We start from the raw sequence: 13431 nt of genomic DNA, 5'->3' as shown, positions 1-13431 counted from the left end.
GCAGGAGTGACAACGTGTCGGATTGAGGAGGATGACATGTTCCGCTCGGTCAACCAGCAGGTCGGTCTGGGGTTCGGTGCGGTGTACGTCCTGGTCGGCCTGCTCGGGTTCGTCGTGTCCGGCGACCACGGGTTCGCCGGCGTCGACGGCGGGCACCTGCTGGGGATCTTCGAGGTCAACGGCCTGCACAACGTCGTGCACCTGCTCGTCGGCGCGGGCCTGATCGGTGGCGCCGTCGCCGGGCCGGCCGTGTCGAAGAAGGTCAACATCGTCGTGGGCGCGGTGTACCTCCTCGTCGGTGTTCTCGGGTTGGTCGTCGGCGGGACGTCGATGAACCTGCTCGCGCTCAACGCCGCCGACCACGGCCTGCACTTCGCCAGCGCGCTTCTGCTGCTGGGCGTGGGCGTGGGCGTGGGCGCGGATCGCGGCGCGCGTCGCACCCACGCCACCAGGTGACGGCAAATTCACCTGCGACTCGGGATTCGACCGGAAAGGGGCACGATGGCAGGGCGTGAGCGCAAGCTCCAGGCGGTATCCGCCGACACCCGCGAGAGGGACGAGGCCACCGCCGAGGAGTTGCTGGCGCTGGTGGCCCGCGGCGACGACCGGGCGTTCGCCCGGCTGTACGACGTGGTGGTGAGCAGGGTGTTCAGCCTGGTGCGCCGTGTGGTGCGCGATCACGCGCAGTCGGAAGAGGTCACGCAGGAGGTGCTGGTGGAGGTGTGGCGCACCGCCACCCGCTTCGACCCCGGCCGGGGCAGTGCGTTGGCGTGGGTGATGACCATGGCGCACCGCCGTGCCGTGGATCGGGTCCGTTCCGCGCAGGCCGCGACGCGGCGGGAGGACATCGCCGCCCGCCGTGATGTCGAGACCCCTTTCGACGCGGTGAGTGAGCAGGTCGCCGCGCGCATCGAGCAGCGGCAGGTGCGTCGTTGCCTGTCGACGTTGACCGTCCTGCAGCGCGAGTCCATCCTCCTGGGCTACTTCCAGGGCTACACCTACCCGGAGACGGCCTCCGTGCTCGGCATCCCGCTGGGCACGGTCAAGACGAGGATGCGTGACGGATTGATCAGACTCCGAGACTGCCTGGGGGTGACCCGATGACCGACGACACCGCGCGCATCGAAGCGCACACGCTTATGGGCGCCTACGTGCTCGACGCCGTCTCGGACGATGACCGCCACCTCTTCGAGGACCACATCGCGGTCTGCTCGAGCTGCGCGCAGGAAACGGCTGATCTCTTCGAGGTGACGGCGGTGCTGGCCGGCGAGGCCGCGGTCGAGCCGCCGGCCCACCTGCGTGACCGCGTACTGGCCGCCGTCGCCGACACCCGTCAAATGCCACCGGAAACCGACGTTCCTGCGGCCCCACCGCCCGAAGCGCCTCTCCGGCACCCCGGCGGATCCACAGCTCGGAGCCTGTGGTTGCGCAGGACCGTGACGCTGGCCGCCGCGGCGGGCATCGCCGTCGCCGTCACGCTGGGCGTCCAGGCCGTCAACACCAACAACCGCCTGGAACGCGACCTGCAAGCCGTCGAACAGGTCAACGCCCGCAACAGCCAGGTTGCCGAACTGCTGACCGCACCGGACGCGAAGCTCGTCCGCGGTGACGTGGCAGGTGGCGGTACGGGGACCGTGGTGGCGTCCCCGGCCAAGGGACAGGTGGTGTTCCTGGCAAACGGGCTGGCTCGACTGCCGGAAGACCGGACCTACCAGCTGTGGCTGATCGGCGCCGACGGGCCACGTCCGGCCGGTCTGCTCGCGTCCTCCGACGGACAACCCGATCCGTTGCTCGCCGGTGGTTTCACCGGCCGGGAGGCGGTGGGCCTGACCGTGGAGCCGCGAGGCGGATCTCCACTACCCACGACCCCGACCGTGGTGGTCCTCCCGCTCGTCTGAGCGATACCCGGCCGTACGGCAATCCGCGGGGTCGCCGGCTGCGAATACCTGGTATGAACGCAACCAGGTCCAGGCAGTCGTCCGGTCCCGCGGCGCCGCGGCTGCCCCTGTGGGCGGCTGCCGCGGTGGGTCTGCTCGCCGTGGCCGCCGCGTTGGCCTCGGGACACCTCGTGGCCGCGCTGATCGACCCGTTCGCCTCGCCGTTCCTGGCCGTGGGCAACACCGCGATCGACCTGACACCTCACCCGGTGAAGGACTTCGCGATCCGGACGTTCGGCGAGAACGACAAGATCGTGCTGCTGGCCGGCATGGCTTTCGTCATCGCCGCCGCCGCGGCGCTCGCCGGGCTGCTGTCCCGCCGCAGCGCGCTGCCCGGAACGCTCCTGGCCGCGATGCTGGGCGTGCTCGGCGTCGCGGCGGTGCTCACCCGCCCCACGCTGGGCACGATCGCCGTGCTGGCACCGTTGACCAGCCTGGTCGTGGGTGTGCTGGTGTTCCGGTGGCTCCACCGGCTCGCCCCCCGCAGCTCGGCGGGCAAACCCGGTGCCGATGAATCGCAGCTCGTCGACGACACGGTGGACAGCGTCGGTCAGCCAGAAACGCGTGCGCTGGACTGGTCGGTCCCAGGTCTGGGTCGCCGTCGTTTCCTGATCACGTCCACCGCCGTCGCCGCTGCCGCGGGCACGACCGCTATGGCGGGGCAGTTCGTCGGTGGTCGGGTGGACGTGGAGGCTTCCCGTCGTGCCATCCGGCTCGTCCCGGATGAGCCCGCGCCGCCGATCCCGGCCGGCGCCGACTTCGCCGAAGACGGAACGCCGACGTTCATCACGTCCAACGCGGACTTCTACCGGGTGGACACCGCGCTGTCGGTGCCGAGGACGCGGGCGCAGGACTGGCGGCTGCGCGTGCACGGCATGGTCGACCGCGAACTCGTGCTCACCTACGACGACCTGCTGAACCGGCCGTTGGTGGAGAAGACGATCAGCCTGTGCTGCGTGTCCAATGAGGTCGGAGGTCCGTACATCTCGACCACCAACTTCATCGGCGTATCCTTGCGCGACATCCTGGCCGAGGCCGGAGTGCAGCAGGGCTCAGACCAGCTCGCGACGCGCAGCGTGGACGGCTGGACCTGCGGCACCCCGGTCGAGGACATCATGAAACCGGACAGCGACGCCCTGCTGGCCATCGGTATGAACGGCGAACCGCTCCCGGCCGAGCACGGCTTCCCGGTGCGCATGGTCGTGCCGGGTCTGTACGGGTTCGTCTCGGCCACCAAGTGGTTGGTAGACGCCGAGCTGACCACGTTCGCCGACTTCGACGCCTACTGGGTCAAGCGCGACTGGGCACGACGTGCGCCGATCAAGACCATGTCCCGCGTCGACCGGCCCAAGGCCTTCGAACAGGTGCCGGCGGGCCGGTTCGTGGCCGCCGGGGTGGCTTGGGCGCAGCACAAGGGCGTCGACAAGGTGGAGGTCCGGGTCGACGGGGGCCCTTGGCAGGCCACGAAGCTCAGCTCGGAGGTCAACGTCGACACCTGGCGCATGTGGCGGGTCGAGCTCGACCTGTCCGCCGGGTCGCACACCCTCGAAGTCCGGGCCACCGACCGCACCGGCTACACCCAGACCGCCGACCGGGCCGAGCCGATCCCCGACGGCGCAGCCGGCTGGCACACGATCGTGTTCACCGCACGGCCCTGACCAGGCCCGCCACCGGCCGGCGCGGAAACCGCCCAAGTTTTTTCCGGATCGACCAATCCGCCGCCGCCCCGGCAGCGAACCACTCATGACAAGCCGGGAAACACAAGATCCGGCGACCGTCCTCAAAGGAGCAACTCTCATGCGCAGCACCCGGCTCGCGTCCGCGATCGGCGTCCTCACCGCGGCCCTGATCTCCGTCGCAGCGTGCAGCAGCGGCGAACAGGCCGCCTCGAACACCACTTCGGCCGCCGCCACCACGACGACGACCACCACGACCAGCAGCGCGGCGATGAGCGACGGCGTCACCACGACCGGCGACGTGTTCGGCGCCGGCTGCGCCAGCCTGCCCAAGGACACCGAAGGCTCCCTCGACGGCATGGTCGACGACCCGGTCGCCACCGCCGCCAGCAACAACCCGCTGCTCAAGACGCTCGTAGCCGCGGTGAAGCAGGCCGGTCTCGTCGACACCCTCAACAAGGCCGACGCCAAGTACACCGTCTTCGCGCCCTACGACCCCGCCTTCGAAGCCCTGGGCCAGGAAACCGTCAACGCCGTGCTCGCCGACAAGGCCAAGCTCACCTCGATCCTGACCTACCATGTGGTGCCGCAGCGCATGGACAAGGACGGCATTCTGTCCTCCGCCACCCTGCCCACCGTCCAGGGCGGCACGCTCAAGGTCGAAGGCTCCGGCGACAACGTCACCGTCAACGGGGCGAAGGTCCTGTGCGGCAACATCCCGACCGCCAACGCCACCGTGTTCGTCATCGACAAGGTCATGATGCCCACCTCCTGACCGGCACCGCCCCGCGCGAAGAGACGTCGCGGCCAGATTCCCCGTGGCCGCGACCTCTCTTCGCGTCCGACAACGCCACCGGTCGGGCAGACCTTCGCCCGGCAACCACACGACGTCCACGCCGAGGTACCTCCTCGATCCCGACATCCGGTCTCGCCACGCTCGACGTTCCATCAGGACTCACGTCCTGATGTCAGCGACCACTGCGACGGCAGCCCGCGCCCGTTTCGCCCCTCGAAGCGTCACTCAGTGGTGTGGCAATCCTGTGGTGTCCGGTGGTGGCGTTCGGGTTGAGCAGAAACATGGTGGTATGGGCAATCCGGATCCGGGCCCGCGCCGAAGACCCTGTGCAAGGGCAGATCGTTTCGACCCGTCAGGAAGAGGAACGAACGATGACTCGACTTACGAGCAGGGCGGCACGCGTAGCGGTTCCGGCAATGGCGTTGGGGCTGGCTCTGACCACGCCCGCCGTGTCCTCGGCCCACGAAGGCGACCACGGCTCACAATCCGGGGGCGAGGGCGGCACCACGGTTGCCACCGTGCAGCTGCGGCAGCTCAACCACAGTGGAGCCTCCGGGCAGGGTGCGCTGGTTCTGCGCGGCAACCAGGTAGACATCGCCTTCCGGGTGCGAGGCGTGTTGGCCGACGCCCCGCACGCGCAGCACATCCACATCGGGGCCCAAGGCCGCTGCCCCACCCAGCGCGCCGATACCAGCGGTGACGGCATCGTCAACACCACCGAGGGCCACCCCTTCTACGGCCACATCGGCACCTCGCTGACCACCAGCGGGGACACCAGCCCGGCCAGTGGCCTGGCGGTCGACCGCTTCCCGACCCCGGACGGCACCTCCTACAACTACCGCCGCAGCATCACCGTGACCGCCGACGTGGCCGGCGACATCCGCAACGGCAAGGCGGTGCTCGTCGTACACGGCATCGACCCCAACCGCAGCGGCATGTACGACGGCAGCGCTCCCAGCGACCTGGACCCGTCCCTGCCGCTGGAGGCCACCTCACCGGCCGCCTGCGGCCCCTTCCGCACCCGGCACGGCGGCCTGCTCGACCTCGACCTCGGCATCGACCTGGGCCTCGGCCGCCGCTGACGGCCGACCCACCCCTAGCGTGCGGGAGCGCGTCCTGCTACCCCTTGGCGCGCTCCCGCGCCTAGAGCCGTCCCGGGTGCCCTCCATCGGCACTCGGGACGGCCGCATCACGCGATCGCACGATCGATTAGGTACACCATCGGCGTCGAAGCGGTGGTCGAGCGCGGCCAGTCGCGAGCCAATCGGGAGGCTTCGTGCCTCGGAGCGTTCACTCCGATGTCCTGTTCGGGGTGGGGACCACCTCAAACAGGTCGTGGAACCGCATCCGTGGCAACGCGGTCAGCGCACCGGCGATGAACCGCGGTCCCGGTTGGAGCTCACCGGATCCGACCCTGGTGACGGTGGAGCGGTTCACCCCGAGCGCCTTCGCGGCGCTGTAGTCCGAGTGGAACCCGGACAGGAACAGGACCTTGGCGAACGTCTCGGTGCGCAGTCTGATGGTGTGCGAGGAAGGCGTGGCGTTCTGGTGTCCGGTGTCGAGCGGCGGCATCGTCAGCGGGTTTCGCGGTCGTAGCGGTCGGCCCAGCTGGCGAAGGCCTCGTGGGATTGTGCGGGGCTCAGCGCCAGGGAGGCCAGTCGGCGCATCTTGGCCTGGTAGTGCGTGACGGCGGTCGGTTCGTCCTGGAACACGGTCACCGTGTCGGTTTCGGTGTAGGCCAAGGGGCTGACCGGGTGGTTGAACGTCAGCAGTGTCGCCTGGTTTCGAATGACGGCGTGGCACGAGCGCGACATCGGGATCACCCTGGGCGAGAACCGGTCCCATCCGCACATCAGGGCCAGGTGCAGCAGTTGGTCGCGCATGACTGCCGGGTCGCCGACCATGGTGCGCAAGGCGGCCTCGTGCACGAACACGGTCGTCTCCGGGCCGTTGTCCTGTTGGTGCAGGGTGTTCTGCCTCGTCAGCCTGGCGAGGGCCAGTGTCCGGTCCCCGGTCAGCGCGCAGGCGTAGTCCTCGGTCTGGGCGAGGCTGGGCATGGTGAGGGGCTCGTAGGTGGTGATCGTCAGCGCGAGCTGTTCATGCAGGGTGAGCGCGGTCAGGATGTCGGGGATCTGGTCGTGGGCGCGCAGGAAGCTGCCGTTGTCCGGTTCGTCGGCGATGGCGAGGATCCGGTCACGGGTGGCTTTGTCCGCGCCCAGTCGACCGATGAGGGAGGCGATCTCCCACGAGCTCGTGCCCCTGCTCCCGGTCTCCAGTTTGCTGAGCTTGCCCAGTGACCAGCCCAGGTCCTGGGCCGTGTTCGCGGACGACCGGCGGGCGCGGTGGCGGACTCGCCGGAGTTCCTCGCCCAGCTCACGGCTGCGGGCGTTGCTCAACCGCGGAACGGTCTTCTTGACGCCGATCTCCGGTGGCTGCGTTGACGTGCGGTGTGCGGCGGGCGTGTTCACGTGGTCTCCCTACGCTGCTGGGACCGGGACGGATCCAGTTGACCACCGGGGGCGCGTCCGAGGCACCGGCCAGGAACCCGCCATCGTCCCTCCACCACCCCGCTGGCTTTCACTGTTACGGGCAGGCCGTCAGCCCTGGTGGGCGGGGCACATGGGTCGTCGGGCACGATGCCGGTAGTCCGGAATCGTCAGGGAGGGACTTGAGAGTGGCGAAGATCGAGGCGGTCTTCTTCGACGTGGGCGAGATCCTGGTCGACGAGACGCGCGAGTACGGGACGTGGGCGGACTGGCTCGGCGTTCCCCGTCACACCTTCTCTGCCGTCTTCGGCGCAATTGTCGCCCAGGGCAAGGACTACCGCGAGACTTTCCAGGTCTTCAGGCCCGGCTTTGACCTGACCGAGGAACGCGAGCGCCGTGCCGCGGCCGGACAGCCCGAGAGCTTCGGCGAGGACGACCTGTACCCCGACGCGCGGCCTTGCTTTCAGCAGCTCCGCGAATCAGGGTTGCGCGTGGGCCTGGCGGGCAACCAGACCAGCCGCGCGGAGGGCATCCTGAAAGCGCTGGACCTGCCGGTCGACGTGATCGGCACCTCCGACGGCTGGGGCGTGGAGAAGCCCTCGCCCGCCTTCTTCGACCGCGTGATCCGCGAGGCGGGCGTCGCCGCGGACTCGGTGCTCTACGTCGGTGACAGGCTGGACAACGACATCCGACCGGCCCAGCAGGCAGGCATCGCCACCGCGCTGATCCGCCGTGGCCCTTGGGGACACATCCTGCGGATGCCGGAGGTGGAGGACCGGTGCCTGTTCACGCTCGACGGCCTGGACACCCTCCCCGCGGGGGTGGCCGAGCACAACGCCCAGGCCGGTTGAGTCACACCGCGGTCAGTGCGCGTACCCGCTCGTCCAACTCGGCCGCGTACGGGGTGTGGCGCAACGCCTGCCGAACTGCGGGCACGCGCTTCAGAGCGGTGGCGTAGAAGTCCCGATCGAGCACGTCACACGCCTGACCGGCGGTGGCGAACGCCTGATCGGCGTCACCGGCAGCCTGTGCGACGGCCAGGTCGAACAGCAGTACGGCCGTGTCCGCAACCGCGTTCACCGCGTTCCTGGGCAACGTCGTTCGCTGACCGCATCGCTCTCACCTGGTTACAGCGGTGCCCCGGCCCGAACAAGTGGTCGGGGCACAGTTGCGTGGGCGCACGAACGACTGAGGTGTGCCTCTGGTCAGTTCTCGGCGTCGCCGACGCAAATGGTTCGGCCGTGCGATGACTAGTTGTTGTAACTCCGGGCTCGCGTCCAGCATCTCCGCGGGGTCGTCGTGTCGTCCGGTGACGCGGCGACTAGTTCGTCGGGCTGTGGTTGCAGGGACGGCACTGCGCCTGTTCGTTGAACGCCGATCGCCTCCGCCAGTGGGCTCGCGGAGGCGATCGTTGTTGCCGGTCGGTTCCGGCGAGTCTCGACTATGGCATCGGTTAGACGGGTGGCTGCGTCGTGGAGCAGATTTGACGGTCGTCGGACGCGGTCAGCAGCTTTGGTCGGAGGGGGACGTAGTAGGCGTAGTAGACCTGCATGCTCGGGTAGAAGGGCACTGGCTATGGAGGTCACTTCTGACCGCGGATGTCGGTCAGTACTGACCGCACTTGCCGATCAGGTGCGTGATCAATGTCGGTGAGTTCTGACCGTACTTGTGGATCACTGGGTGGCTTGGAGGACGGGTGTCGGTTCTCGTTTGACCTGAGCCGGCAGCGTGCCGGAGGGTGAGTACTCTCCGCCTGGGGCTGGTGGGGCGCGGTGGGTAGGGTGGCCGCGTGGAGGAACGGCTGCTTCTCGGTTCGTCGTTCGGCGCAGCGGCGGCCGCATATGCCGAGCACCGCCCGGACTACGCACAGGCCGCGGTGCGCTGGGCGCTGGAGTTTGCGCCTGGTCTGAGGGTGCTCGACCTCGGGGCCGGAACCGGCAAGCTGACCGCCACGCTGGTCGCGCTGGGGGCTGACGTCGTCGCGGTCGAGCCTGACTCGGCGATGCTGGCCGAGCTGCGGCGCGTGCTGCCGGCTGTCCGTGCCCTGCCGGGTAGCGCCGAGGCGATACCGCTGCCGGACGCGTCCGTCGATGCCGTGTTGGCCGGCAATGCCCTGCACTGGTTCGACATGGCCGTCGCAGGACCGGAGATGGCCAGGGTCCTCGCGCCCGGGGGCGTCCTGGCCGGCCTGTGGAACGTCCTGGACGACCGGGTCGATTGGGTTGCAGGACTCGAGCGGGTCAGCGGGAGCGCGGCCATCGGCCCGCGTGACACGCTGAGCAGTTGGCGCGCGGCGACGGCGGACATGCATCTTCCGAACATCGGCCTGGTCGCCCGGTTCGGCTCGCCGGAGCAGGCCGAGTTCCCGCACGGGCAGCGCCGAACGGTCGACTCCCTCGTCGCGACCCTCGCGACGCGCGCCGGGATGCTGGTCATGCCGAAACGGGACCGAGAGGCCGCGCTCGGCGGGATCCGCGCTTTCCTCGCGAGCAGACCGGAAACCGGCCGCGGCGAGTTCACCCTTCCGATGCTGACCGGCGTGCTGCGCGTCCGGCGGCTCTGAAAGCCATCGACCTGGGCCGCCCTGCCCAAAGGCTGTCTGGTGGCCCAGATCCAGGGATAACGGACAACAGGGTCAGCCGGTACTCGCCCGGCCGGTGCGGGCGCGGGTCTGGGCGAGGCGGTAGGAGTCGGTGCCGGTCTCGATGATGTTGCCGCCGAAGGCGAGCCGGTCGACGATGGCGGCGCAGAGCCGCGGGTCGGTGAAGGTCTTCGTCCAGCCGGCGAAGGACTCGTTGGACGCTATCGCGACCGAGTTCTTCTCCTCGCGCTCCGTGAGAACCTGGAACAGCAGTTCGGCGCCCCGCCGGTCCAGTTCCATGTAGCCCAGTTCGTCGATGCATAAAAGATCGACACGCCCGTAACGGGCGATGGTCTTGGTCAGGATCTTGTCGTCGGCGGCCTCGACCAGTTCGTTGACCAGCTTCGCGGCCAGGGTGTAGCGGACCCGGAACCCGGCCATCGCGGCCTCGGTGCCCAACGCGATGAGCAGGTGCGACTTGCCGGTGCCTGAGTCGCCGATCAGGCAGAGCGGCAGGCCCTTCTTGACCCACTCGCTGGTCGCGAGGGTGTGGATGACGGCCGGATCGACGTTCGGGTTGGCGTCGAAGTCGAAGGCCCGCAACGACTTCTCGCGTAGGAACGCCGCAGCCTTGATCCTGCGCTCGGAGCGTCGGCGGGCGCGGTCGTCGCACTCGGCCATCAACAACTCGGCCAGGAACCCGCGGTAGGACATCTGGTCGCGGGCGGCGGCGTCGGCCAGGTCGGGGAACTGGGCGCGGATGGTGGGCAGGCGCAGCATGCGGCAGGCCTGGTCGACGGCGGCGTCGGCGGCCTGCTCGGTCAGGCCCCGGTGGCGGTGGACGGTCACTGGCTTGTCCCTTCTCGGCCGCGTCGGCGTCTGGGCAGGAGTTGGTCGTAGGCGTCGACCGTGGGCAGCGGCCTGGTGTCCGGTGGCAGCTGCGCCAGCCGGCGCTGCGTCAGGGAGGTGACCCTCGCCGGCGGCGTGGTGTCGGTCGGTGTCGTGTCGGGTTCGTCGAGTTCGGCGGCCTTGCGGGCCTCCAGGGCGACCGCGTCCGCGGTCAGTGCCCCGACGTTCAACGCCGCGGCCAGGCCGGCGACGACGTGGTCATGCCCCATGTGCCGGTGCAGCAGCAGGACCTCGATCAGGGCGCGCGTGCCGTCGCGCCGGGGAGACCGCGGTGACCTGATGCTCCTGCTCGGCTGGACCTCCGAGGACATGCCGCGGCACTACGGCGCCAGCGCAGCGGCGGAACGTGCGCAGAAGACTCGATTGCGCTTGGGGATCGGTGAGAATGTCTAACTCGTCCAACTCCACGAACGGGCGGTCGAAGCGAATGCCCATGACACCCGAGCAACGCAGTTTCCGTGCCCGACTGGCGGCTCACGCGTCATGGGCCGGCACCTCGGACCGGAGGGCACGAACCGCCGGTGCTACCCAAGCATTCCTTGAACGGTTCGAGCGCCAAGTCGACCCACTCGGTGAACTTCCGCCCGAGCGTCGAAGGGAGATGGCCCTGCATGCCAGGACCGCGCACATGTTGAAGTTGGCCAAGCGGTCTGCGGACGCACGGCGAACCCGTCGTCGATACTCGCGAAGTGCCGGTGAGCTCGGAATCGACCAACCTAATGAGTTCAGTGAAGAATAAAGCCATATGCCCTTACGCCGTATCGACGGCTGTGACCCGGTTGGAACCGAAGCACGAGGCTCTGAATGCACACCTTGTGGCGGTCTCGCGGAGAGGCTGCAGTGTTGGCTGATGCAGCGGCCTTGGCGCACGACCGCGAGCAGGTGAAGGAAGTCCTCGAGGCCGAACCACGGTTTAGCGTCCGCGCACTCCTCACCAGGAAGACGCTGTACTCGTCACGAGGGCACGGCGGAGAGGGCCACCCCCGCTCGCGCGGGGAAGCCGCGCTGGCCGCGCTCGCCGACACGCGCTGGCAGGGACCACCCCCGCTCGCGCGGGGAAGACTCGGCGCTGTACTCCGCCGACGTCTTCGACCGCGGACCACCCCCGCTCGCGCGGGGAACACGGCGTCGCGGAAGACGTGGTTGTGGTAGCGGCCGGACCACCCCCGCTCGCGCGGGGAACACAAGCGAAGCGGATCGGGGCTGGTCGGCGACCGGGGACCATCCCCGCTCGCGCGGGGAACACACCTGCGGACGTTCAACCTGGACCTGGTGCAGCGGACCACCCCCGCTCGCGCGGGGAACACGCAGGATGTCGGGCGGGGCAGGTACCCCTCGGACGGACCACCCCGCTCGCGCGGGGAACACTGCCGCCGTGCGCTGTCGTTGTAAGCCTTGAAGGGACCACCCCCGCTCGCGCGGGGAACACAGCATCGACTGCGCGTCGGCGTGACCGTCGGTGGGACCACTCCCGCTCGCGCGGGGAACACCTCGGGCTCGACCGGTGCGATCCAGTCGGGGCGGGACCACCCCCGCTCGCGCGGGGAACACCTGCGCAAGCAGGCACTGACGCTCGCCGACGAGGGACCACCCCCGCTCGCGCGGGGAACACAGGCGGCGGCGCTGGCGGTGGATCAGGCGACACGGACCACCCCCGCTCGCACGGGGAACACCCGACGAGGATCGCGGCTGGCGCCACCCCGGCCGGACCACCCCCGCTCGCGCGGGGAACACGGAGCCGAGGACGTCGACGGACAGCGCGGGGTGGGACCACCTCCGCTCGCGCGGGGAACACACTTCATGACCTGCTACGTTACGCGACGATGCGCTATTTCAGCATCGGTTTGCTGCGGGCAGCGTAGTCCAATCGAGGTTCTGCGGAGCTTTCCCGATACCGACTGCCGCGATGATTCATTATGTCGCCGAGCAGCATGGTCTTGAAGGCGTCGTCAGCAGTCGCGCTGCCTCGTGCTACGAGCCGGGTCGGCGGTATCCTGCGTGGACCAAGACGTCGTTGCGTCGGTCCCGTGAGGGTTGCCGTCTCCGAGTGGAGGGCGGATCCCAGGCACCGCCGACCACTATGCCGGTGCGGACGGCGGTGCGGCTTGTTCTCCTCCCAAAACCCGAGCCGGTAGTTCACTGGGTCGACCCTGCGCCGCGACAACGCTTCCGGACACCGGCGACTGGCCTACGGCTTGGGTGTCAACCGTTGACTCCACCCGAAGTCCTTGCCGAGCTCCAGGCGAAGTTGTTGTTCCGCCTCTGGTGGACGGATCTGTCGCGGATCGGCTCCGCTCGTCGGGGAGTTGCTACTTGGGCTGCGCCGTACCATTCCGGCCCAGCCGATCTTGCGTGCGCAGGGAGGGCGAGTGCGCCGATCAGGTGGCCTCGCCGATTTGTCCGCTTGTCCGAGAAATGCTTCGGCTCTCGGCAGATGATCACGAACGAGCGGATCGCCCCCGCTTGTGCGGGGATGTTGTGTCAGACCCGTGGAACAGAGGGGCCACTCCCGCTCGCACGGGATCCCGGGCGCATGCACCGTACGGCGCTTGCTGTGGATGAGGTGCGTTCTTCATCAGTTCGAGTGAGTCCGGTGTGTCGCGACGGGTGGGTACAGACAACGTGGAACAGAGTTGGCCGGGCTGATCGACCGCTCGAAGGAAGGGTAGAAGTGAGTCCCGATCGTGTTCGGCGAGGGTGGCCGGTTGAGGGTCGCCGCGCCGCGATCGTCATGGTGGACGTCCTGCGGTGGACGTATGTGAAGACTGCTCGCGAGCTAAGCGTCAGTCCGTCGACCGTGCGGCGTTGGCATCGCGAGTACCGGTTGGCTCGGTCGGCGGGTTCGCGGGAGGGTCGGGCGGGATTTTGTTCCATACCGCCGCATTCTTGCGGATTGGTAAGCGGCACTGACTGTGGTGTGCGTTCGATTATTTGAAGTGCACTGAAGTTCAGTTTCGGTGTTCTTCCGGCATTCGGGTGAACTCTCGGCCGTTGCGCGTGGCTTCGTCGTGGTGAAATTGGAATGAGGCGAGCGTCTGTGCTTGTA

The 13431-nt window shown here is 68.8% G+C and carries 13 protein-coding genes, 1 pseudogene and 1 CRISPR repeat array; of the genes and pseudogenes, 9 read left to right on the top strand and 5 right to left on the bottom strand.

The features are described from left to right. The first annotated feature begins 36 nt into the window (after window positions 1-36). The 6 genes from ACFQ3T_RS02675 to ACFQ3T_RS02650 all read left to right on the top strand — a co-directional run bounded on the left by ACFQ3T_RS02675 (window position 37) and on the right by ACFQ3T_RS02650 (window position 5491). A complete protein-coding gene (locus ACFQ3T_RS02675; RefSeq protein WP_380719351.1) occupies window positions 37-456 on the top strand; it encodes a DUF4383 domain-containing protein in 420 nt (139 codons plus the stop codon). Between the two features lie 45 nt (window positions 457-501). Further along, a complete protein-coding gene (gene sigK / locus ACFQ3T_RS02670) occupies window positions 502-1104 on the top strand; it encodes an ECF RNA polymerase sigma factor SigK (protein WP_380719349.1) in 603 nt (200 codons plus the stop codon). Further along, on the top strand, window positions 1101-1898 hold the full coding sequence (locus ACFQ3T_RS02665; RefSeq protein WP_380719347.1) for an anti-sigma factor: 798 nt from the start codon (window positions 1101-1103) through the stop codon (window positions 1896-1898). The genes sigK and ACFQ3T_RS02665 overlap by 4 nt, the downstream gene beginning before the upstream one ends. 53 nt (window positions 1899-1951) lie before the next feature. Beyond that, window positions 1952-3595, top strand: coding sequence for a molybdopterin-dependent oxidoreductase (locus ACFQ3T_RS02660; RefSeq protein ID WP_380719345.1), 1644 nt, complete (start codon window positions 1952-1954; stop codon window positions 3593-3595). 139 nt (window positions 3596-3734) lie between these two features. After that, complete coding sequence (locus tag ACFQ3T_RS02655; protein WP_380719343.1) at window positions 3735-4388, top strand: fasciclin domain-containing protein; 654 nt, start codon at window positions 3735-3737, stop codon at window positions 4386-4388. Between the two features lie 437 nt (window positions 4389-4825). Next, a complete protein-coding gene (locus ACFQ3T_RS02650) occupies window positions 4826-5491 on the top strand; it encodes a hypothetical protein (RefSeq protein ID WP_380719341.1) in 666 nt (221 codons plus the stop codon). Between the two features lie 208 nt (window positions 5492-5699). Here the strand turns inward: ACFQ3T_RS02650 and ACFQ3T_RS02645 are convergent, their stop codons facing one another. Together ACFQ3T_RS02645 and ACFQ3T_RS02640 are read right to left on the bottom strand one after the other, a co-directional pair. Continuing rightward, window positions 5700-5981 carry a transcriptional regulator gene (locus tag ACFQ3T_RS02645; RefSeq protein ID WP_380719339.1) on the bottom strand — a complete coding sequence of 94 codons (282 nt, stop codon included), beginning with the start codon at window positions 5979-5981 and terminating at the stop codon, window positions 5700-5702. Window positions 5982-5983: 2 nt separating this feature from the next. Further along, complete coding sequence (locus ACFQ3T_RS02640; RefSeq protein WP_380719337.1) at window positions 5984-6877, bottom strand: DUF5753 domain-containing protein; 894 nt, start codon at window positions 6875-6877, stop codon at window positions 5984-5986. 206 nt (window positions 6878-7083) lie between these two features. On the opposite strand from ACFQ3T_RS02640, the gene ACFQ3T_RS02635 reads away from it, so the two are divergent. Beyond that, entirely contained in the window at window positions 7084-7746 is a 663-nt protein-coding gene (locus tag ACFQ3T_RS02635) for an HAD family hydrolase (protein WP_380719335.1), read from the top strand. A 1-nt stretch (window position 7747) separates the two neighbouring features. Here ACFQ3T_RS02635 and ACFQ3T_RS02630 read toward each other — a convergent pair whose 3' ends face one another. After that, window positions 7748-7975 carry a hypothetical protein gene (locus ACFQ3T_RS02630; RefSeq protein WP_380719333.1) on the bottom strand — a complete coding sequence of 76 codons (228 nt, stop codon included), beginning with the start codon at window positions 7973-7975 and terminating at the stop codon, window positions 7748-7750. A gap of 709 nt (window positions 7976-8684) precedes the next feature. Here ACFQ3T_RS02630 and ACFQ3T_RS02625 point away from each other — a divergent pair. Continuing rightward, the gene (locus tag ACFQ3T_RS02625) at window positions 8685-9458 is read left to right on the top strand and encodes a class I SAM-dependent methyltransferase (protein ID WP_380719331.1); all 774 of its coding nucleotides are present in this window, start codon (window positions 8685-8687) and stop codon (window positions 9456-9458) included. Window positions 9459-9530: 72 nt separating this feature from the next. Here ACFQ3T_RS02625 and istB read toward each other — a convergent pair whose 3' ends face one another. Both istB and ACFQ3T_RS02615 read right to left on the bottom strand, forming a co-directional pair. Continuing rightward, a complete protein-coding gene (gene istB, locus ACFQ3T_RS02620; RefSeq protein ID WP_380719329.1) occupies window positions 9531-10325 on the bottom strand; it encodes an IS21-like element helper ATPase IstB in 795 nt (264 codons plus the stop codon). Continuing rightward, window positions 10322-10633, bottom strand: a pseudogene (locus ACFQ3T_RS02615) (IS21 family transposase); the annotation flags it as partial. The gene istB and the pseudogene ACFQ3T_RS02615, both read right to left, overlap by 4 nt. A gap of 726 nt (window positions 10634-11359) precedes the next feature. Further along, a CRISPR array of direct repeats spans window positions 11360-12177; the repeat unit is 25 nt; unit sequence GGACCACCCCCGCTCGCGCGGGGAA. A 114-nt stretch (window positions 12178-12291) separates the two neighbouring features. On the opposite strand from ACFQ3T_RS02615, the gene ACFQ3T_RS02610 reads away from it, so the two are divergent. Then, window positions 12292-13320 carry a helix-turn-helix domain-containing protein gene (locus ACFQ3T_RS02610; RefSeq protein WP_380719327.1) on the top strand — a complete coding sequence of 343 codons (1029 nt, stop codon included), beginning with the start codon at window positions 12292-12294 and terminating at the stop codon, window positions 13318-13320. Window positions 13321-13431: the final 111 nt, after the last annotated feature.

The organism is Saccharothrix hoggarensis, assembly GCF_042678885.1.
Classification (GTDB): Bacteria; Actinomycetota; Actinomycetes; order Mycobacteriales; family Pseudonocardiaceae; genus Actinosynnema; species Actinosynnema hoggarensis.
The sequence above is the reverse complement of the archived record's forward strand: the minus strand, read 5'-3'. Positions and strand labels throughout refer to the sequence as shown.